Here is a 22,564-nt window from a genome sequence, read left to right as displayed (position 1 = left end):
GTATTTTTTAATGATCCCGGGGCTTATTATCATCCTGTTAACAGGTTTGATCGGCTATCGGCAATATCTCAGTACAAAGCTCTCGGACGAGGTACTGAGTTTCCGCCCGATGGTTAAAAAATATGCCGCACAATATGGAATTTCCGGATACACGGATGAGCTGCTTGCGATTATGCAGGTGGAATCCCGTGGACAAGGAAATGACGTGATGCAGTCCAGCGAATCCCTGGGTCTGTCGGTCAATACGTTAAACACGGAAGAATCTATTGCACAGGGGACAAAATACTTCTCAGAGATTCTCGCGATCGCGGAAAAAAACCGCTGCGACCTTGATACAGCGATACAGGCATATAATTACGGCAAAGGATATGTATATTATGTAGCAGAGCATGGGAGGCATCATACGCTGGAGCTTGCGGAGCAGTTTGCAAAGGAGAAATCCGGCGGCAGAACCGAGAGCTATCCTAACCCGGTGGCGGTGCTTGCCAATGGCGGCTGGCGCTATAAATACGGCAATATGTTTTATGTAAAGCTGGTTCATAAATATACATAAATTTACATGCAGGTTGATTTTATGACGTTGCAGATCAGATGTGGGTAGTAAAAAATCTGTCTGAATAATCTGACAGGAAAACGGAAATTGAGAGACATATGCGATGATCATACTAACAGAAGAAGCATATCTTAAGCAGAAAGAGGACCTTGCAAGGCTTCGGCGGGATGCGGGGAAGCTCCTGCTTGAGCACATTCGCCTGAGCCGCACAGACCGTGAAAAGCACCATAAATGGTGGGTAATCGGGGGAAATCTCAACCGCTATGCAAGGCTCTGGGACAGGGTACAGAGGATGGAGCTTGCGCTTCGTCCGTATGAATTTTGTCACGGTATTGTGTCTCCGGTACAGCCGGGGAAATATGATCTTACGAAGCTTAATACAGGAGAGAACTATGGCAGTGTATGGGAAGAATCAAAAAGGCAGAAAAAAAGACGGGCAGGAAAGCAAAAGTGACTACTTCCGGAGAGCATCCGGTTTCCGTCATTATGAAAAAAAGGATGGAGCACAGCGAGGAGACTATGTGATCATCAGCGATGGAAAAAACCGGATTCAGACCCGGGTCAGCACCGATGATCATCCGTTTTATAAGAAAAGGGTGGGTGATACCGCAACCATTAAGGGTATAAGGTATACACTGGTCCGTCTGATCCGTCAGGGCACTGAGGAATATCACAAGGTCTACGATCATGATTCCGAGCGAGAGCATTACGGGTTTTAAGGCAGCGTGACCAGAAGCAGGTAACAAAAGGTATATGTGCCATAATAGGGATAAAATATTATTTTATATAAAAGCCCTGCGGCGGCTGGTCAGAGGATGTTTCCCCATCTTATGTGCTCTCATTCCGGCAGCGGCGGTCGTTTCCGGCTGTGCCCGGCAGTCTCAGATACAAAATCTCCAGATGACTATGGCGAATGCAGTCCAGCCGGAGTCTGTCCCGGAACAGAGTAAGCTTGTGATTTTTACCTCACATAAAAAGGAGGTCTACCAGCCGGTCGTTCGGGAGTTTGAGGAGCGCACCGGCATCTGGGTTCAGGTGACTGCCGGAGGCACGCAGGAGATGCTGGATAAGATCCGGGACAATGTCGACTTCGGCGATGTGGATCTCATGTTCGGTGGAGGAGTGGAGAGCCTCGAAGCCTACAAACAGAGCTTTGCGCCATACCGTGCACAAGATGCAGCAGAGCTTGACAGCCGTTTTTTGTCTGTTGATGATTCCTGGACGCCATTCACCGAGCTTCCGATCGTATTTATCTATAATCCAAAGCTGGTATCCCTGGAGCAAGCCCCAAAAGACTGGCAGGAGTTTCTTGACGGTACCTGGAAAGGACAGATTGCCTTTGCAGATCCATTACATTCCGGTACAAGCTATACAATCTTATGCACAATGATGGCAATTTCCGGCATGCATCAGAAAAAGCTTCTGGATACCTTTAAGGCACAGCTGGATGGACGGGTACTTAGTGGATCCGGCGATGTTCTTACAGCGGTCGCGACCGGACAGTGTCTTGTGGGGATTACGCTGGAGGAATCCGCACTTAAGGAAATCGCAAAAGGAAATGATATCGCGATGGTATATCCCGAGAGCGGGACCAGTGCATTTCCGGACGGATGCGCAATCTTGAAAAATGCGCCGCATCCCGACAATGCGGAAAAATTTATTGATTTTATCATAAGTGAGGACACGCAGGAATTTGCAGTGGAGAGTCTTTACCGGAGACCAGTCCGGGAGCACATCGCATTACCTGAGGACCGGCAGACATTCGAGCTCGTGCCATTGGACGTTGTAAAAAACAGTCGGGAGGAGGCTGAGATTCTATCTCAATGGACGCAGGGCGCCCTAAACGGCTCAAATATCCAAAGTACCGGAAGCCAAGGAGAGGAGGCAGCACCATGAAGTTGCCGCACCGCTCCTTCCGCACACAGCTTTTAAAGAGCTTTTTTCTGGTTTCCGTCATTCCCCTTCTGATCAGCTGTGTACTGACCGTAAATCTGTTTCGGTCCAAGGTTGCAAGAGACATTGCCGCCAGCGACATAGAGGAGGCAGAGAGACTTAACGGTAAACTTACACAGCTTTTTGACAGCTTCCGGGCGGTTACGGATCAGATCTCGGATGATACCTATATCCAGCAAGCACTGACAGAGGGCAGAGTAAGGATTCCAAGCGTTTACGCTTCCCTGTACCGGGAAACAGAGGGCATCCGGAACATTTCCACCGTGGATATCTACTCCGGCAGGAACCGGATCTACTCCACGGGACGAGGCACGGAGGATAAAACTCTGCCGCTTCACTATGGTGTGCTGAAACGTGCCTCCGAGCATCCGGGAGAACTTGTATATACCGTCGGTATGGAAGGGATGGATACAACAACTCCCACCCTGGATATCGCCCGTAAAATTAATCAAAATGACGGATATGTCGTGATTACAATGCATGCGCAGGGCTTTACCACGCTGCTTGGCGGAGGACTGTCCGGGCAAAACGGATTTGCAGTAGTGAATCGTTTTTGGGAGCCGGCATTCCGCATGGGTTCACTTGCGAATGCTTCGGTCCTCGCAGGCTGCCGTGATAATCTTATGGCCGGTAAAGGCTATAAGGATGGTTTGACAGGCAGCTTTTACCTCTCCGATCTGGGAGACAGCGGTCTCAGGTCCATTTATACAGCGCCTCCTGCACTCTCTCAGGATATCATAAGCTCTATGTACCGGATTATACTGATCCTTGCTGCCGTCAGCATGGGCTTCTGCCTCCTGGCATCTGCCTGGATGAGCCGCGCACTGTCGCAGCCGATCCATGAGTTGTCGGATGCAATGAAACGCTTACGGCATGGAGACCTTGACGCACATGTGGACATGCAGCGGGAGGATGAATTTGGCCAACTGGCAGAGGGCTTTAATAAAACCTCCGTCAGGCTTAAGACCTATATGGAGGAGCAGGTCAGCCAGCAGAAGCAATTAAATGATACCAAGACTGCAATGATGCAGGCACAGCTTAACCCACATTTCCTCTATAATACGCTGGATACCATCAAGTGGGTGGCAAAGGAGCATCATGTACCGGAAATTGCCGCCTTGTCTCAAAGCCTTGCCAAAATTCTCCGGCGCAGTATCTCAGGCGAGCCATTCTGCACGCTGGAGGATGAGATTGATCTGCTTGAGAATTACTGCAGCATTCAGTCATTCCGCTTTGATAACAGCTTCGTATTTGACTACGACATTCCGGAGACGCTGATGCATGCGGTGATTCCCAAGCTGATCCTGCAGCCGGTCGTGGAAAATGCGATTATCCATGGCCTTGAAGGCGTCCCGGACGGCAGAGTCCAGGTGCTTGCTAAAAGCTGCGGCGCAGAAGATAAGGATCTGGAAATTCTGGTAACAGATAATGGCAGAGGAATCAGCAATGAAATGCTTCAAATGCTTGCGCGGCATGAGGCTCCAAGTCTCTCCGGGCATCTCGGCTGCCGCAATGTGGATACGCTGCTTCGCTTAAATTACGGCGATGCCTATGGGCTCAGTGCACGGCGGCTGCCGGAGAGAGGCACGGAAATGCGGATTTTGCTTCCCCTGCGATTAGACAGTGGCAGCAATCATAATGGTTAAAGTGAGGGATGGCAATGAACCGGGTATTGATTGTAGATGATGAACGCTTTGTCCGTATGGGTATTGCTTCTAATACAGACTGGAAAAGTGTAGACTGCGAGCTTGTGGGAGAGGCGGTAAACGGACAGGATGGTTTTGCAAAGGCGCTTAAGCTGCATCCGGATCTGATTATCACGGACATCCGCATGCCAGAGATGGACGGGATTGAGATGGTGCGCCGGATCCGCGAGGAGCAAATGGATGTTAAGGTGATTTTCCTCACAGCCTATGAGGAGTTCTCCTATGCGCAGCAGGCGATCCGTCTTAAGGCATCAGACTATATCCTTAAGCCATTTGACGATGGCGAGCTGGAGGAGGCGATCAGTCGGCTTTTATATGATCGCTCCAAAGCATCGTATGTGCGGCAGGAGGAGGATGCAGTTCCTCTCCGGGAAAAAACTCCGGAAATGCATCGCTATGTTCAGAATGCAATCGACTTTATCACGGATCACTATCCGGAGGAGGGTCTTAGTGTCAGCAGTATCGCAGCCGCTGTCAGCGTCTCCGAGGGACACCTCTCGCGGCTTTTTAAGCAGGAAACCGGCATGAGCATCAATACCTATATTACGCATTACCGGATGCGCGTGGCGGTACGGCTTCTGCAGGATGTCCACTATAAAGTATATGAGGTAGCGGAAAAGGTCGGGTACAAAGATATCGGATATTTCTCCAGTACCTTCCGTAAAATCCTGGGCGTGCTGCCATCGGATTATCAAAACGGCATCAGAAACCATGAAAAAACAGAAAAGCAATAATATCTATAACGTATGCCGGTCTGTATATACATATATAAAAAATGATGGTTTTTACCATCATTTTTTTATTGCAAGAAAGTCAGATTTGACAGAAAAATAGCAGAATTATCCTGTTTTTTGTTCTAAATTTCGGATTTATAATAAAACTAATTTAAGGGGCAGACAGAAAGTCTGTTTTTTACTGGAGGAGGTATTATCGTGAAAAACAAAAAACTGGTATCTTTGGCAGTAACAGGTGCCATGGCAGTCAGCATGCTGGCGGCCTGTGGCGGCAGTTCCTCTGCACCGGCAACTACAGCGGCTGCAGGAGGAGCAGAAACAACAAAAGCAGCGGAGAGCGAAGCAGCAAGTACAGAAGCTGCATCCCAGGCAGCTAAGGACACAGGCGCAGAGGCAACCGGTGTGGATGCTATCATCAAGGAAGCCGAGGGCATGAGCCTTGATGAGCTTGCCAAAAAGGCAATTGAGGAGTCTAACGGAGCTACCTTCTATGGTGTTGGAAACTCCAGCCGTGGTAAGACTGCCCTTCCGCTCTTTATCACTTATCTGCAGACCATTGATCCAAATTACAACATGAATTTCGAGTGGCAGCAGCCCAAGAACAATAAGATCTTTGAGCAGCTGCAGGCAGACTCCCTTAAGGATCAGGGAACCTTTGCCATGACACTCATTCAGGATGGCAACCAGATCCAGACCAAGATGGTAGATCAGGATATTTTAAAGACCTTTATCCCCAAGGACTGGGCGGATGCTAATGGAACGACAGCCGATGCATATGAGGGATTCCTGCCGCTGCAGACACTGAACAAGGTATTTATGTTTAACAATACCGGCAGTGCGCAGTTCAAGAACTGCTGGGATTTTGTTTATAAGGATCAGCATCCTCTTTACATGGATATTGATTCCGAGCTTGTCGGCAAGAACTTCCTGTACATGCTGACACAGGATAAGTACGCAGGCTGGCTCAAGGATGCTTACGATAAGCTGGATGATGAGCACAAGGCTTACTTTGATCCGATTATCGAGGAGGTTTCTCAGGAAGCTGATGATTTCGGACTTGGTGAGAACGGAAAGTATGCTATGGCATGGATCAAGCTCTGGGTTGAAAATTACAACGCACAGACCGATGATGGTCCGATCTGCAATACCCTTGTAGATACTTCCGCAAAGGATCAGTCCGGACTGCTGGTATACTCCAAGCTTCGTTCTGTAGAGGAGTCCGCAACCGTTTCCGTTAATAACATTACGGTTGCAGCTTATCAGGATGATTATGTTGGTATCGGCGGATTTGGATATAACCACTATCTGTTCCTGACCAAGAACTCACCGCTTCCATGGACCGCATGCGCATTTATCGCTTACCTCACCTGCACAGAGGATGGATTCTCTGCATGGGGCAAGGATATGGGCGGATATTCCTCCAATCCTAAGGTTGCAGAAGCAATCGAGGCAACCTACAACCACAAGAAGGGCGGTTACAACGAGGCAGGACAGGATCAGTTCCCTGCTAAGGATGACCGTGGATATGACTGGTGGACAACAGATGGCGAGCTGGTACTTGAGGATCCTCAGTACTGCGCAGATGCAGCATTTGGTGTCGGCAGCTGGATTGAAACTCTGACCAAGTACGCTGACGCTCAGAAAGCCGGTTAAACTCGGATACCCTAAGGTGCTGTAATGCAAGTTACAGCACCTTTTCTGTTATTTATGCTGCACTAAGTTTCTCTCAAAGGAGTCTTGTATGGAGATGACTGCTAAAAAAAATAAATCCGCCGTCTTCCGTAATTCTGTCAGGACCTATTTTTCCAAGCCGGAAAATGTGATTCTGCTGATCTTTGGCATCCTCTGCACGCTGGCTACCATTATGCCAATCGTAGCGATTGTAAGAGATACCTTTAAGATCCATCCCGGCACAATTGATCAGCATCTGACCGGCAGAACCAGCGGATACAGCGTTGCAAACTACATTGATCTTTTTACAAGCCGGCTGGCAATGACCAATTTATGGAAGCCGCTTGTCAATACCTTGTTTCTGTCGGTTCTGTCCTGCGCGATCTCGATTTTGTACGGCGGTTTTTTTGCATTTCTTGTAACCAGGACAAATATGAGGTTCAAGAAATATCTGAGCTCTATTTTTATCTTCCCGTATATCATGCCGCAGTGGACACTTGCAGTAGTATGGCAGAATCTGTTTAACTCCAATGCTGTCGTTGGCACTGCGGATGGACTGCTTGCCAATATGTTCCACATCTATATGCCGAAGTGGTGGTGCGTCGGTCTTTTTCCAAGTGCTATGGTGCTGGGTCTGCACTACAGCGCCTTTGCCTATATCATGATCGGTGGCATCTTTAAAAATATGGATGCAAACCTTGAGGAAGCGGCAACAATCCTGGATACACCAAAGTGGAAGATCATTACAAGGATTACTCTGCCGATGATCCGTCCGGCAATCCTCTCCACCATCCTCCTGGTATTCGGTTCGGCAATGGGCTCCTATCCGGTACCGCATTATCTCAATTTTACAACGCTGTCCACAAAGTACATCACCATGAATTCCAAGTATACCGGAGAGGCTTCGATCCTTGCAATCATCATGATGATCTTTGGACTTCTGATCCTGGGGCTGAACCAGATTTCTCTACGCAGCCGGAAAAATTATACGACCGTCACCGGAAAGTCAGGACAGCTTTCCAAGATCAATCTTGGCAAGGCCGGAAAATATATTGTGGCAATCATTTTTGTGCTTTCCACCTTTTTTACATCCATCTTTCCGATTTTGCTGTTTGCACTGGAGACATTTCTGCCAAATCCGGGAGACTACAGCTTCCTGTATACAGGAGACATGTCAAATCTTACCGACAAGTGGTGGATTACCAAGGAAAACATCACAGAAAATGGAATGTATGGTCAGCAGGGTATCTTATACAATCCGACGATCTGGCATGCCTTTAAGGGTACGCTGATCCTTGCGTTTGCCTGTGCGATCCTTGCCGGAACCATCGGCACACTGATCGGTTATGCGGTTGCTAAAAACAGACGATCCAAATGGGCAAACTATGTAAATAACATTGCCTTCCTGCCATACCTCATGCCGTCCATCGCCGTTGGTGCCGCATTCTTTATCCTGTTTTCCAACGAGCACATCAACCTCTTTAATACATATACGCTGCTGATCATTGCGGGTGTTATCAAATACATTCCATTTGCATCGAGAGCATCGCTTAACTCCATGCTGCAGCTGAGCGGCGAGATTGAGGAGGCTGCCGTCATTCAGGATATCCCCTGGATCAAGCGCATGACCCGGATTATTATCCCGATCCAGAAGTCATCGATTATCAGTGGATTTACGCTTCCGTTTATGACATGTCTACGTGAACTGTCACTGTTCCTGCTTCTCTGCACACAGGGCTTTATTTTGTCCACGACACTGGATTATTTTGATGAAATGGGACTGTATGCATTCTCCAGCGCGATCAACCTGATTATGGTCATCACGCTGCTGGTAACCAATGCACTCGTAAATATCCTAACTGGTGCAAGTCTTGATAATGGTATCGGAGGTTAATATGCCGTCAATTACATTAAAAAATGTTACAAAACGCTGGAAAAACTTTTTTGGCGTAGATAATATCAGCCTGGACATCCCGGACAACAGCTTTATCACACTGCTAGGTCCGTCCGGATGCGGTAAAACCACAATTCTCAGAATGATTGCCGGCCTGGAAACTCCCACCGAGGGACAGATTAAAATTGGAGACCGGGTCGTGTTTGATTCGGAGGCCGGGATCAATATCCCTGCCAACAAACGTAAGGTAGGATTTCTGTTCCAGAACTATGCTCTGTGGCCGAACATGACCGTATATCAGAACATCTCCTTTGGACTTAAAAATATCAACGAGGAGCTTCCGATCGTAGATGTGGAAGCCAAAAAGGCATCGGATATGGTGCGTGCGCTGCAAAACGGACGCAAGGTCAAGGATCAGATTGAGGACTGCAGCGATAAAAACGGCAAGATGGATACGGAAAAGGCGTACGTCAAGCTGATGGATACATTTACGCTGTCGATTTATACTGCTAAGGAGCTTTTTAACTTGAAAATTCATGAAGCGCAGGATCCGCAGGCAGCTGCAGACGCAAAGCGTGGCGAATATGAAAAGAAGCTCTCGGCGATAAAGGATGAGCACAAATCCAAGGGAGAGACTCTGAATGAAAAATTTGAGGTTTTAAAGGATGGCAAGATCCTCACGGCAAAGCGGAAGCTAAGCGAGGAAGAAGTAGATGCCCGTGTACGTCACGTTGCCCGCATTGTTAAAATCGGTATGTTCATGGGCCGGTATCCCGCCGAGCTCTCCGGTGGACAGCAGCAGAGAGTCGCCATCGCAAGAACCCTTGCTCCGGAGCCTGAGGTTCTGTTTATGGATGAGCCGCTCTCTAATCTGGATGCAAAGCTGCGTCTGGAGATGCGCTATGAGCTTCAGAGACTGCATCTTGAGACCGGAAGTACCTTTGTCTATGTTACACATGACCAGATGGAAGCCATGACTCTGGCAACCCGGATCTGTCTCATTAATAACGGCGTACTGCAGCAGTACGATGCGCCTCTGACGGTTTACAATCTGCCAAGCAATCTTTTTGCCGCGGATTTTGTCGGCAATCCTTCCATTAATTTTGTGGAAGCTAAAGGCGCGCAGACCGCAGATGGAAGCGTTGCACTTACGATCCTCAATGGCGTCAAGGCACACTTTATCCCTAACGAGAAACTGAGCCTTGATACCTGGTTCCACGAGAGAGATGCAGCGCAGAAGGAAAAGGAAGACGCGGAGAAGGAACGGCTTACGCATAAGGGTGCAGTAGAAAAGAGCAACAAGGATGAGGTCTTTAAATACCATATCCAGAAGGTTGTGGAGGAGGATACGTCCATCCAGGATGAGCCGGTGCTGACCAATGAGGATCTGGTGATTGGTATCCGCCCGGAAGCCATTGACATCGAGGATAACGGTGCTCTCAGGACTCTGGTTTATGGTGCCATGCCGACTGGTATGGAATCAACCCTTAAGCTACGCTACGGCGAATATCTCCTGACTGGTGTGATCTTTGGAAACACAGAGTATAAGATCGGTCAGGAAGTCGGCATCAATATCAACGGCAAAAATATCCTGCTCTTTGATCGTAAGTCCGGTAAGCGGATCGCGGCCGGAGCGCTGGTGATCGACTGATAGGGCTATATCTTTGTATTATAAGGATCGGTTTAAAATAACGGTATTTAATATAGAGGTTGACCCTGGCGTCCAGATGTGGTTTGATATAGCAAGTTTCATAGCGCTATCGTATATGGCAAGTTTTATCGTCGCTGTCAGCTTGACACACTGAATGAAGCATGTATAATAGTTTAGGGCTTGGAAAGTCAGACATGGACAAAACAAGGTCCAGCTTTCCAAGCCTGTTTTGTTTTCTTTTAAAATTTGTTTTTAAATTCTATGAAAGGAGTACGTATTTATGGACGGAGACGGTGTTCGAATATGGACCTGCTTTACTGCTGGTAATGAAAAATATACGGTAAACACGATCGCATGCGTGCTCCCTGCATTGGTCTGAGAGCTTCGCATCCCGAAATAGATTCTAAAGAATTAAGGATTTTCAAGAAATAAGATTCCATTTGCGGATCCCATTTTGGTGTAAATTTCCGCAGGTTAAATTTTATAGATTTTCCTGGAATTTCTGTGATGGTTCTGCCTTAAAGGGGCTTGACCATCTTTGTTTCCGTTGCATTACAATTTCATACCCCGTAAAGCAGCTGCATGAGACAACATCAGTCTTCTTCAGAAAGGCAACATGATGGCTGATCCACTAAAACCGTGGATCCCTGAACTTTGAAGGAGAATGATTATTATGACAATGGAAAAAAGGGTAAAGCAGATTGAAGAGCTTCTCGCAAAGCATGACCTGACCGGATTAAAGGAAGCCTTTCAGCATCTTGAGCCTGTGGATATTGCCGAGATTCTGTCGGTTTTTCCGGAAGAAAAGAAGATGGTTCTTTTCCGGATCCTTCCAAAGAGCGAGGCTGCAGACACCTTCAGTGAGATGGACTCGGAGGAACAGCAGAAGTTTCTCGCTAACTTTACCGATCAGGAGGTAAAGGATGTCCTTGCGGAGATGTATACTGACGATGCTGTTGACATGCTGGAGGAAATGCCGGCGAATGTTGTACGTCGTGTATTATCCAAGGTGCGTCCGGAAGACCGGAAGGATATCAATGCTCTCCTGAAATATCCGGATGACAGTGCCGGTGCCGTAATGACGACCGAGTATGTCCGCTTGCTTCCGACCATGACGGTCATGGAGGCAATCCGCTGGATCCGTATTAACGGAGAGGATAGTGAGGACCTCTATACTTGTTATGTGACGGATACCGCTCAGAAGCTGCTGGGTGTTATTACTGTACGGGAAATGCTGCTCTGCAAGCGGAATGCCCCGATCAGCGAAATCATGACAAAGGATGTGATTTCGGTTCATACGACAGAAGACCGTGAAAATGCGGCTAAGCTTTTTGACCGATATAACTTTACAACCTTACCTGTGCTGGATGCGGAGGATCGGCTGGTCGGTATCATTACCGTAGATGATGCAATTGATGTCCTCACACAGGAGACGACAGAGGACTTCCAGAAAATGGCAGGTACCACACCTGAGGAAGCACCGTACCTCAAAACACCGGTCATCCGGATGGTTGGACATCGTATTATCTGGCTGGTGGTACTGATGATGGCGGATATGGTTTCCGGCGGTATCCTCGGTAAGTTTGAGGATACACTTACGGCAATTCCGCTCCTGATTACATTTATCCCGATGCTGACCGATACCGGCGGAAACGCGGGCGCACAGTCCAGCACACTGGTGATTCGTTCTCTTGCCCTGCATGAAATCAGCGTGAAGGATGCTTTAAAAGTTATCTGGAAGGAGCTGAGAGTTGCATTGATCTGCGGGCTGATCCTCGGAGCGCTTAACTTTATCCGCATCATGATCCAGTATCCTGGCAGTGAACTGATTGGGCTCACCGTCGCAATTGCTATGATGTGTACGGTTATTATGGCAAAGGTAATCGGCGGCGTGCTTCCGCTCATTGCGACAGAACTGCATCTGGATCCCGCAATGATGGCATCTCCGCTCATTACCACCATCGTGGACTCCTGCTCACTGTTGATCTTTTTAAGCATTTCAAGGGCACTGCTGCACATCCCGGTGTAAGGTGTGCAAGACTTGCTTCGTCGCCTCACGATCCCGTCGGTGGAATATACTGAAGCGGCAAATCATCCGAAGTTCGTTGATAAGACGAGCTTCGGATGATTTTTTTGACTGAATTTCAAACTGTAAAATTGAAGGGAAATGCTTTCTGCTTTATAATAACAGCTATACTACAGAAATTTTAAGAGAGGCAATACGTGGACCATATGAAAGCAGAATGCCCAAAATCAGAAAGATTTGAAAGAAGCGAAATAAAATGCAAATCAGAAAAAAATCCCGGAAAACTCACTGATGTGAAATACCGTCTTGCGAGAGCCATGGGAGTGTGCATGAAAACTGCTCCGGTGGAGTCCATCACTGTCAGAGAAATCACAGACTGCTGTGGTGTTTCAAGACAGACTTTTTACCGCAATTTCCTTGATAAATATGATCTTATTAACTGGTACTTTGACAAGCTTCTGGCAAAATCCTTTGATCAGATGGGGAAGGGTCGGACAATTACAGAAAGTTTGATTTTGAAATTTGACTATATCCGGGAAGAACGTCATTTTTTCACAGCAGCATTCCGAAATGATGACCAGAACAATCTACGCGAGCATGATTTTGATATGATATTTGCCTTTTATAGAAATCTTATCAAGGAAAAAACCGGAGCGTTTCCTACGCGCGAGATGGATGAAATCCTGGAAATGTACTGCTGGGCACAGATCTATCGCACGGTAAAATGGGTGCTTGGCGGCATGAAGATGAGTTCAAAAGAGCTTGCGCAGATGATGGTCAATGCAATGCCACAGCCAATTGAAAAGCTTTTTCGGGAGTTAAACATCCTGGAATAATATCCCGGAATACGTTTGTAAGTTCAATAACAAATCCTGAGAGCCATTCACCGCAAGTGTTACACATCCACTGAAGTGTAACTTACATTTCCTTCCAAGACATGTTATTTTATTAACAGATGATTTGAGAATAAATTTTCCTAAGGAGGATGGAAACATGGCTAACAGAATTTCATTAAATGGCACGTCGTATCATGGAGCCGGTGCAATCCAGGAAATTGTCCCGGAAATGAAGGCAAGGGGCTTTAAAAAAGCATTTGTAGCATCAGATCCGGATCTGGTTAAATTTGGAGTTACTGCCAAGGTAACAGATCTCCTGGATGCTGCACAGGTTCCGTTTACATTATATTCCGATATTAAACCAAACCCTACGATCGCTAACGTACAGCACGGAGTAGAAGCATTCAAAGCATCCGGGGCGGACTGCATCATAGCAATCGGCGGCGGTTCCTCCATGGATACTTCCAAGGCTATCGGCATCATTATTACCAATCCGGAGTTTGCTGATGTAAGAAGCCTGGAAGGTGTCGCTCCCACAAAGAACCCATGTGTACCGATCATTGCTGTACCGACAACCGCAGGAACCGCGGCAGAGGTTACCATTAACTATGTTATTACAGATGTAGAGAAAGAACGGAAGTTTGTCTGTGTTGACACACATGACATGCCGATCATTGCCGTAGTAGATCCGGAGATGATGTCTTCGATGCCTAAGGGACTTACTGCCTGCACAGGTATGGACGCCCTGACACATGCCATCGAGGGATATACCACCAAGGGTGCCTGGGAAATGACCGATATGTTCCACATTGAAGCTATCAGACTCATAGCAGAGAACCTGCGTGATGCCGTAGCAAATACCAAGAAGGGCCGGGAAGGTATGGCACTTGGCCAGTATATTGCCGGTATGGGATTCTCCAATGTAGGACTTGGCATTGATCATTCCATGGCACATACACTGTCTGCGCACTATGACACACCTCATGGTATGGCTTGCGCTATGTTCCTTCCGATCACGATGGAGTTTAACCGTGATTATACAGGCACAAAATATAGAGAAATTGCAAGAGCCATGGGCGTTAAGGGCGTAGATGAAATGACGCAGGAGGAATATCGTGATGCCGCAATCGCTGCTGTAAAGCAGCTCTCCAAGGATGTTGGCATCCCTGAGAAAAATGACCGTATCCGTGAGGAGGACCTCGACCAGCTTGCTACAGATGCTCTGAATGATGCCTGCTACCCGGGAAATCCACGTGAAGCTACAAAGGAACAGGTGATCGAGATGTTCCGTCAGCTGATGTAAGTCTGATGTAATTTAGAAAACCATTTGCGAAAAACAGTAGAATTAAAATATTTCGCAACATTTCGCAATAAAATAAATTAAAACATTTTAAAATGCTTCTCCATCATGGGGCTGCCGTTGGCGCTGAAAGGTGCTTATGCGGCAGTCCCATAAACTTTATTTATTGCAGCTTTATCATTTCCCTGTCCCTCATATTACGAGCTGTTCCAAACTGCCTGAAGTTCATAGTCAAAGCTATACGCCGCTGATCGTTGATAGTCTGGGGATAGTCCAGGGATCTTTTTATCTGCTTCCTTCTGAAAGAAAGGCATGGTATAATTTTATTATTAACAAAAACGATAAGGAAGCGATAGTCTCTTAACATCAAAGGTGCATGGCATATGGACGAAATTAAAAGATTCCTTCTGTATGGAGGATTGACAAGAGCAGAGTTTGAGGACATTCAGACGGACCTCAACAAGGATCGAAGAAAGATGCTTCTCATTTTAAGCTGCGTCTTTAGCGTTACCTTTTGCATCAATACCATTGTCAATGTACTGATCGGAGCCTTTGATACGCTGCAATGGACAAACCATGTATATCTTGGGACGGCAATACTTTATCTTCTGATCTTCGTTGCCGCCCTGCGGATTTCCGATAAGGATATCCATCAAATACTGCCGTTACTTCGCATGACCGTGCTTCTGTTTCTGATCGTTTCCATCGTGCTTTCCGTAAACAGTCCGGATTCACTTGCCTCCACTACCCATGCTACACTTGTGCTTGCCGCCTTTCTCTGTCTGGATGCGCCCTGGTGGCTTTATCTGGAAACCATCGGGATCCTGATTCTGGGCACAGCTTATGACATAACCTTCCGTACTCCGGAAATGCTCGTGACAGATTTCTGGGATGGAATGCTGTATGCCATGATTGCGCTTGTCATGGGCAGCTGGTATACCCAGATCCGTTTTCAGGCGTATTTAGATCATAAGAAGCTGCAGGAATCTCTGGACATTGACGGTTTAACCGGCGTGGGCAGCAGGAGCCTCTATTACCACAGGCTGAAAGAACTGGATCAGGAAACAGAAAGAACGAAAGCCAGTATTTTTATCGATGTCAACGGACTGCATGAATTAAATAATAAAAAGGGACATGAAGCAGGAGATGAGATGCTCCGGTCAGTAGCGGATGCTCTGGCAGTGGAGTTTGAACGTAACTGCATCTACAGAATCGGTGGAGACGAGTTTGTGCTTTTATTATCTGATGTTACATATCCGGAGCTTTGCCATCGGATACAGTCTGTGCGTACACATCTTGGCAAAAAAGGCTATTATATTGCGGCTGGAATTGCATGTGCAGATATGGAGGATAAGATATCTATGACGGAGCTTGTACAGCAGGCAGATTACAGGATGCGGAAAGACAAGGACCTTTATTATCAGCAAAGTGGCATGAGAAATGCGAGGAAATAGTATTCGTCATTATGCAGCAAGTCATTTGACTAAAATCGACTTTTATCCGTCATATTTCCCATATTTTTATCCTTCTTCTATTGTAATAATGCACAAATATATATAAATAATTTTAAGCATAATGCTCCTATCTTTTGAGTTTATAATATTTTAATATTTTGACAGAGATGAGATTTGTGGTTCTGCAGACACGTTTCATCAATATCCACAAATCATATGATTTGTGCGTAAAAAGAGGGGGAACTATATGATTAGCTTTATCTTGTGTCTGGCGATTCTGATATGCGGCTATTTTACCTATGGTAAATTTGTTGACAACATCTTTGCACCGGACGACCGGGATACTCCGGCAGTTGCCATTAATGATGGTGTCGACTATGTCGTGATGCCGCAGTGGAAGTTGTTTCTGGTAGAGCTGTTAAATATTGCAGGTCTTGGCCCGATCTTCGGTGCCATGCAGGGTGCCTTGTGGGGACCGATCGTATTTCTCTGGATTACCTTTGGTACGATCTTTGCAGGCGGCGTGCATGACTATATGTCCGGTATGCTTTCCGAGAGACATCAGGGCGTATCTATTGCAGAGGTTACAGGTACATACCTCGGTCATACGATGAAAAACATCATGCGTGTATTCTCCGTGGTGCTCCTCATCATGGTAGGTACCGTATTTGCAGTAGGGCCTGCTGGTTTGATTGTGAAACTCATTGATCCCAGTAAGTCCGGAAATGGTGGAGTTTTCTCTGCAACAACAACCTGGCTTGCCATTATCCTGATTTATTACTTTATTGCGACCTTCCTCTCCATTGATAAGATCATCGGTAAGATTTATCCGATTTTCGGAATCTGCCTGATTGCCATGGCAGTTGGTGTTGCTATCGGTCTTCCGCTCCACGGATATAAGATCCCCGAGGTCTGGGCAAACCTGCATAACATGCATCCGGCAGGAACTCCGATCTGGAGCTTTATGTTCATTACCGTAGCATGCGGTGCCATCTCCGGATTCCATTCCACACAGGCGCCTCTGATGGCAAGATGCTTAAAGAGCGAGCGTCAGGGTCACTTCGTTTTCTACGGTGCAATGGTAGCAGAAGGTATCATCGCGCTTGTATGGGCAGCAGCAGGATGCTCTCTCTATGAAGTTACCAATGGACTGAATACAGGTCTTCAGGCAATACTTAAGGATGGTCAGTCCGCTGCGATTTATGATGTCTGCATCACGACCATGGGACATGTTGGTGTTGCACTTGCAATGCTCGGTGTTATTGCCTGCCCGATTACCTCCGGCGATACAGCATTCCGTTCCGCAAGACTTACCATTGCAGACTGGGCCAAGATTGAGCAGGGCAGTGCTAAAAATCGTCTGAAGCTCTGCATCCCGGTTCTTGGCGTCGGTGCAATCCTCGGATTTGGTAATACTCTCGGTGTGCTGTCCTATACAGTAATCTGGAGATATTTCTCCTGGACCAACCAGACTCTTGCCATGATCGTCCTCTGGTCCGGTGCCATGTATCTTGCAAAGGAGAAGAAGAACTTCTGGGTATGTGCTATACCCGCAACCTTCATGAGCGCAGTTTCCATTACCTACTTCATGATGGCTCCGGAGTGCCTCGGCGCATTCGCGGCACTTAAGTACAACACCAGCGTGGCTTACCCGGTTGGCATTATTGCAGCGATTCTGTTCTTTGCACTTTTCTGGAAGGCAAAGAGTCATGCAGATCAGATCGCCGCATAAGGCGGGTGCTTGATGGGTAAGCATTCGCCGAAAACACAGTTACTTAAAATGCGAATGTTTATGCTTTAAAATGATCACATCCGGCAGACCGTATTACTGCAGAGATACGGTCTGCCTGTTTTTTCATCAGGAGGCTTCAGATGATATTGGCACCGGTTGCTGTAGGAAATCAAAGACTTAACGATAAAATACTTGCAGAAGATAAAAAACATTGCCGGAAAATCGGCCCGTGCGGCATGGGAGAGAAGGCCGTTTATCTTAACAGCTTTTTCCTGGACCGACGCTATTATGCCGTCTGGCCCGATGTGCGCAGAGTATTTAAACGCATTGCCATGAGCAGAGGCGGATTTTCCGGAAAAGGGATCTTTGGATCAATCCCTTATCTTGTTGTGCAGCTCTCCAGTGGCAGAGAACTGAGCTGTAATTTTAAATACGAAGATGAAGTAGATGAATTTCTGAGAGCCGTACAAAGTGCGCATCCGGAGATTCCGATTCATTCACAGGAAGCAGAGCATCGCTTGGCGGCAGCAAGAGCACGAGAAGAAGCCCGTTACGTAAAACAACTTTCGGATACCGCTAGAGCTTCGCTTACCACGCTGAGAGAAGCTCGTTCCTACCTCGAGGCATGTCCGGAGATTGGTGAGGATCTCTCCCGCACAGCCAGAAATAAGCGTTCTGTTGATGGCGTTAAAACCTCCAATCTTTTAATGGCATGGGGAATACTGCTGGTTTCCGTGCTGCTCACGGTCATAGGAGTGGCATCTCTCATTGCAGGAAAAAGCAGCTGGCCTCTCTACTTTGTCCTGTTTGGCTTCGCCGGAATCTTTTTCATCTCCGGAGCAGGGATTATCCCCACCGGAAGACGCAGCCGTAAGGCGGTTCAGGCAGACTGGGACAAGGCGGTTGCTAAAGCAGAAGCGTATATAGCAGAGGCCCCATCCTTCCCCGTTCCTCCACAGTATGCGCATCCGGCAGTACTTGACCGTATGATCCGAGTGATTCGCGAAGGTAAAGCAGAAACGGTTGACAAGGCTTTTATGCTTATGAAAGAGGAGCTCAAGGGGCTTGATCATACTAAAACTGTATCACAGGAGGAGTATGATGAAATCGTTTTGGTAAAGCCTATGTTCCGGGTAATGAACTATCAGTAAATGGTCAGAAAACGATCTGTAAATCATCAGAAAATGCTCCGTGGCAAAATAAAACGGATAAATGTGAACGAAAGCGAATAAGGCTATGTGAAGGCGTGTTATGAAAGATATTCTTACATTTTTAAAGGATGAGGGGATGGATCCCGCGCTTCTGGACGGACTCAGGGATTTCAGAGCGCAGCATAAGACCCCGGAGGAACTTACGTCGAGAGTACCATCTAATTTGGTCCGCTACCTGGGTACTCCGGTTTGGGAAAAGTCTACCGCCGCACTGCTCAGCGGCAAAAATCTGCTTCTGGCAGGTCCCAAGGCAACCGGCAAAAATGTCCTTGCGGAGAGTCTTGCGGAGGCATTTGGACGCCCTGTGTGGAATGTTTCGTTCCATATCGGTGCCGATGCGTCATCCCTGGTTGGGACCGATACCTATGACGGTGAACGCGTGGTTTTCCGGGAGGGACCGGTCACCAAGTGCGCAAGATACGGAGGCTTTGGCATCCTGGACGAGATCAATATGGCTAGAAATGAGGCACTCGCAGTGCTGCATTCGGCGCTTGACTTCCGGAGGATCCTGGATATCCCCGGATATGAGCTTGTAAAGTTAGAGGAAAGTACACGCTTTATCGCAACGATGAATTACGGCTATGCCGGGACACGTGATTTGAATGAAGCCCTTGCTTCGCGTTTCGTTGTCCTCGACATGCCGCTCATCACAAGAGACAATCTGATCCGGTTGATCCGTGAGCATGCACCAAAGCTTCGGAGCGAGAGAAGCGAGGAGCTTGCAGATCTGTTTTTTGATCTGGAGAAGAAGGCGGAGAGTGCGGAGGTTTCCGGCAAGGCGGCGGATCTCCGGGGGCTTCTGGACGCGATTGACCTCTGCGGGCATGGACTTAGTGCAGGTGATGCTCTTACGATGTGTATCGCTGATAAGATCTTTGATCCGTATGAAAAGAAGCTTATCACGGATGTCATTGACGAGCGAATTGACCCGGCATTGAAAGGGTGTGATCTGTTTGAATAAAAAACACTACACAGGACTTCAGCGCAGGGCGGAAAACATTATCTGGAACGCAGCGGGTGACTACTCCTTTGATCCTCCGTATATGGCATTTTATGAAAACGGCCAGCCGGATCCGTACTTTAATCTGGTGATCGGACTTACTCATAAATGGCTGGATCTCGACCGGATTACGGAATTTTTTCAAAGCCTTGACGGTTCTATCCATGCGGAAGAATGGTGCGAAATCCTGTGGCTTGGTATAGAAAACTGTGTATATCTCAAGGAGCTTCCGGAGAGGCCGAGACTTAAAGCGCTCAGGATTAAGAAGGCGGAGGAATTTTTTAAAAGCCGCGGTATGCTCTCCCGCCAGCAGATGATGCTGCAGTCGATGACCGTATATAATCAGCAACAGGCGCGCTGGTCAAAGGTGCTCGGGAAACGTGGAGACCTGCTCTCACCCAAAGGGCGTAAGCTCCAGACTGCGCTGGAATTTCCGGGGAACCTGGATACAGAAGGTGTAATCCAAAAAATGCAGGAAATTGTGACCGACCTATTTCACGGCCATATGCGTATGGGTCACACATCTTATACACCTGTAAGCGGACTGCGCAGGGTGATCGCATCTACGCTTTTACGTCACCATAGTCAGAGTCACGATACACTTTTTGTCCGCAATGGCACAGGAACCGGTGATGAGACAGGCTCAGTCCAGCTTGCACACGCAGGGAGCGCAGGAATCCGTACGGATCATGCTGCCGGTGATCGGGCGTACATCGAGGCAGTCCTTGGCAGAAGTATACTCGGAGAGCAGGATCTACACGTGTTGGAAAACAATCTCTGTGCCGGTCCCCACGCATTCTGCCGCCTCTGGGTTAGTAAACCATGCGAATGCAGTCAACCGGAACTTGGTCACGAGACACGGCTCCCCGTGTCAACGCTCGAGGCATTATCTCCCGGAGACCGGCGCGAGCTTACATCGGTACTCAAACAGGCTGGTACGCAGGCTTTAAAAAATCAGAGTTTCCAGAAAGATCACTCGATACAGATTGCATCCGGGATCCGGAAGCTCTCCTCCAGAGTAGATGAAGTCCTGTCCGGTACCGAGCGGGCACTGCCGGAGCTTGCAAGACAGGGGCGGCTTTCATCAGAGCTTGCCTACCGCTTGCCGATCCTGCACGATACCCATGTATTTCTACAGCAGGGAGAGGAGACCGAGCGAAGTGTTTCCCTTGACCTTCTGCTCGATGCTTCCGCGTCCCGCTTAAATTATCAGGAGGAGCTCGCAGCGCAGGCAAAAATCATTGCCGAGAGCTTCAGTAAGGCAAGAGTCGCCGTACAGGTGGAAGCCTTCCGGTCCGTCCGGGGCTATACAGCACTCCAGATTCTGAAAGACCGGAACCAAAAGGATACCTCCGGTGTCAGCCGCTATTTTGCGGGTGGATGGAATCGGGATGGACTGGGATTACGGCTTGCCGGAAGCATGCTTCCTGACAAAGACGCATACGCTCGTCGTATCTTATTTGTCCTTACCGATGCATCTCCCAACGATTCCGTAAAGCTTCCGCCAGAGCGCGGAAGTGTTTTTGCCAGAGAATATCAGGGCAGCGCTGCCGTCCTTGATGCGAAACAGGCAGTTGCAGACCTCCGAAAGGATGGCATTTCCGTTGCCGCGATCTTTCTGGGACCAACATTGTATCTTGAAAATCTGCATACGATATATGGGAAGGAGTGTGTCCGGATTCACCGGATTTCCCAGCTTGAGGAGGCCGTCAGCGATCTCCTCGAGATGACACTCCGGGGAGTAGAAAATGTTTACTGATCTTTTTTCTAAGGGTCACCGTAAGGTAACAATATACAAAACGCATGACAAACGGGAACGGGATCTCTATGCCTCGCGCCTTAAAAATGCCGGGATCTGGTGCCAGACGAGAGACTCCGAGATGGCACGGAACACAGCAAGCTTTGGGAGCAATTTCATTGACATCCAGCATTTTGCCGGCGATAAAACTAAAGACAGTAATTTTTATGCCATTGATGTACATGCCGAGGATGCTGACAAAGCTAAAAAGCTCCTCGGCGACCGCTGCAGGGTGATAGATACGCAGCTGATTTAGGCGCATATCCAATCTTTTACGCAATTGTACATATCCTATCACTTACTCACTTGCTTCATTGTTGCTTGTTCAATATTTCCTGGTCATTCGGATGTTTTTGAAGTATACTTATAAAAATTTAAGATGGTTATAAGAAAGAGGGATGGAATAAAGAGGGGTTAGATAGCTATGGATGAATTTAAAATGACTGAATTTCGTAAAATGAGGCGGTTCAAACAGGAGATCACAGAGGCGGAATGCATAGAAGTGCTGAAAAATGCACCGAGAGGAGTGATGGCATTTCATGGTGAAAATGGGTATCCTTACGCTATCCCGCTGAACCAGTTCTATAATGAGGAGGATGGCAAGCTTTATTTTCATGGTGCCAAAGAGGGGCTGAAGCTGGATTTGATGGCTGCTGACAATAATGTCTGCTTTACTGTCATGGACCAGGGATACCGGAAACAGGGAGACTGGGCACTGACCATCCAGAGTGTAATCTGTCTTGGACATCTCGCAGTTGTAGAAGACAAAGCTACTGCTCTTGCTATTTTACGGAAGCTTGCACTTAAATATTATCCGACGCCGGAAGCCGCAGAAAATGAAGTGATCAAAGATGGTGCCAGAGCAAACATGCTTGTAATGACCATTGACCGGATGACCGGAAAGCGGGTGCATGAGGCATAAGAAGTAAAAATGCTACTTGACAGCGGCGGAATCTATGCTATTTTAGTATCAACTTCATATTTTGTTTTCTCCACCACCGGGTGGAGGGTAAAGGACATTCAGAGCTTATGCCGTAGGTACGGC

The 22,564-nt window shown here is 47.6% G+C and carries 18 protein-coding genes and 1 pseudogene; all 19 read left to right on the top strand.

Features of this window, described 5'->3' with window-relative positions:
• Window positions 1–79: 79 nt before the first annotated feature.
• Window positions 80–547: pseudogene (locus ACTNEN_RS04695) on the top strand (lysozyme family protein); the annotation flags it as partial.
• Window positions 548–656: 109 nt separating this feature from the next.
• Entirely contained in the window at window positions 657–1,007 is a 351-nt protein-coding gene (locus ACTNEN_RS04690) for a hypothetical protein (RefSeq protein ID WP_441204887.1), read from the top strand.
• A complete protein-coding gene (locus ACTNEN_RS04685) occupies window positions 946–1,272 on the top strand; it encodes a hypothetical protein (RefSeq protein ID WP_441204886.1) in 327 nt (108 codons plus the stop codon). The genes ACTNEN_RS04690 and ACTNEN_RS04685 overlap by 62 nt, the downstream gene beginning before the upstream one ends.
• A 187-nt stretch (window positions 1,273–1,459) precedes the next feature.
• Window positions 1,460–2,449, top strand: a complete 990-nt coding sequence (locus ACTNEN_RS04680) for an extracellular solute-binding protein (RefSeq protein ID WP_441204885.1) — start codon at window positions 1,460–1,462, stop codon at window positions 2,447–2,449.
• Entirely contained in the window at window positions 2,446–4,152 is a 1,707-nt protein-coding gene (locus tag ACTNEN_RS04675; RefSeq protein ID WP_441204884.1) for a histidine kinase, read from the top strand. Before ACTNEN_RS04680 ends, ACTNEN_RS04675 begins: the two co-directional genes overlap by 4 nt.
• A gap of 14 nt (window positions 4,153–4,166) precedes the next feature.
• On the top strand, window positions 4,167–4,946 hold the full coding sequence (locus ACTNEN_RS04670) for a response regulator transcription factor (protein WP_441204883.1): 780 nt from the start codon (window positions 4,167–4,169) through the stop codon (window positions 4,944–4,946).
• Window positions 4,947–5,186: 240 nt separating this feature from the next.
• Window positions 5,187–6,599, top strand: coding sequence for a hypothetical protein (locus tag ACTNEN_RS04665; protein WP_441205078.1), 1,413 nt, complete (start codon window positions 5,187–5,189; stop codon window positions 6,597–6,599).
• A gap of 94 nt (window positions 6,600–6,693) precedes the next feature.
• Window positions 6,694–8,511 (top strand): ABC transporter permease, encoded by a 1,818-nt coding sequence (locus ACTNEN_RS04660; RefSeq protein ID WP_441204882.1) that lies wholly within the window; start codon window positions 6,694–6,696, stop codon window positions 8,509–8,511.
• Between the two features lies 1 nt (window position 8,512).
• On the top strand, window positions 8,513–10,162 hold the full coding sequence (locus tag ACTNEN_RS04655) for an ABC transporter ATP-binding protein (protein WP_441204881.1): 1,650 nt from the start codon (window positions 8,513–8,515) through the stop codon (window positions 10,160–10,162).
• A gap of 673 nt (window positions 10,163–10,835) precedes the next feature.
• Window positions 10,836–12,191 carry a magnesium transporter gene (gene mgtE / locus ACTNEN_RS04650; RefSeq protein ID WP_441204880.1) on the top strand — a complete coding sequence of 452 codons (1,356 nt, stop codon included), beginning with the start codon at window positions 10,836–10,838 and terminating at the stop codon, window positions 12,189–12,191.
• Between the two features lie 326 nt (window positions 12,192–12,517).
• Window positions 12,518–13,024, top strand: a complete 507-nt coding sequence (locus ACTNEN_RS04645; protein ID WP_441204879.1) for a TetR/AcrR family transcriptional regulator C-terminal domain-containing protein — start codon at window positions 12,518–12,520, stop codon at window positions 13,022–13,024.
• A 157-nt stretch (window positions 13,025–13,181) separates the two neighbouring features.
• The gene (gene fucO, locus ACTNEN_RS04640; RefSeq protein ID WP_441204878.1) at window positions 13,182–14,327 is read left to right on the top strand and encodes a lactaldehyde reductase; all 1,146 of its coding nucleotides are present in this window, start codon (window positions 13,182–13,184) and stop codon (window positions 14,325–14,327) included.
• A 380-nt stretch (window positions 14,328–14,707) separates the two neighbouring features.
• A complete protein-coding gene (locus tag ACTNEN_RS04635) occupies window positions 14,708–15,778 on the top strand; it encodes a GGDEF domain-containing protein (protein WP_441204877.1) in 1,071 nt (356 codons plus the stop codon).
• A gap of 247 nt (window positions 15,779–16,025) precedes the next feature.
• Window positions 16,026–17,510, top strand: a complete 1,485-nt coding sequence (locus ACTNEN_RS04630) for a carbon starvation CstA family protein (protein WP_441204876.1) — start codon at window positions 16,026–16,028, stop codon at window positions 17,508–17,510.
• Window positions 17,511–17,650: 140 nt separating this feature from the next.
• Complete coding sequence (locus ACTNEN_RS04625; protein WP_441204875.1) at window positions 17,651–18,661, top strand: ATPase P; 1,011 nt, start codon at window positions 17,651–17,653, stop codon at window positions 18,659–18,661.
• A gap of 100 nt (window positions 18,662–18,761) precedes the next feature.
• A complete protein-coding gene (locus ACTNEN_RS04620; RefSeq protein WP_441204874.1) occupies window positions 18,762–19,682 on the top strand; it encodes an AAA family ATPase in 921 nt (306 codons plus the stop codon).
• Window positions 19,675–21,480 (top strand): hypothetical protein, encoded by a 1,806-nt coding sequence (locus ACTNEN_RS04615; RefSeq protein WP_441204873.1) that lies wholly within the window; start codon window positions 19,675–19,677, stop codon window positions 21,478–21,480. The genes ACTNEN_RS04620 and ACTNEN_RS04615 overlap by 8 nt, the downstream gene beginning before the upstream one ends.
• Window positions 21,470–21,775: a hypothetical protein gene (locus ACTNEN_RS04610; protein ID WP_441204872.1), complete on the top strand. Its 306-nt coding sequence runs from the start codon at window positions 21,470–21,472 to the stop codon at window positions 21,773–21,775. The genes ACTNEN_RS04615 and ACTNEN_RS04610 overlap by 11 nt, the downstream gene beginning before the upstream one ends.
• Window positions 21,776–21,943: 168 nt before the next feature.
• Complete coding sequence (locus ACTNEN_RS04605) at window positions 21,944–22,441, top strand: pyridoxamine 5'-phosphate oxidase family protein (RefSeq protein WP_441204871.1); 498 nt, start codon at window positions 21,944–21,946, stop codon at window positions 22,439–22,441.
• Window positions 22,442–22,564 lie beyond the last annotated feature (123 nt).

The organism is Oribacterium sp. HCP28S3_H8, from assembly GCF_052064775.1.
Lineage (GTDB): Bacteria > Bacillota > Clostridia > Lachnospirales > Lachnospiraceae > Oribacterium.
This window is presented reverse-complemented; position numbering and strand designations above follow the sequence as displayed.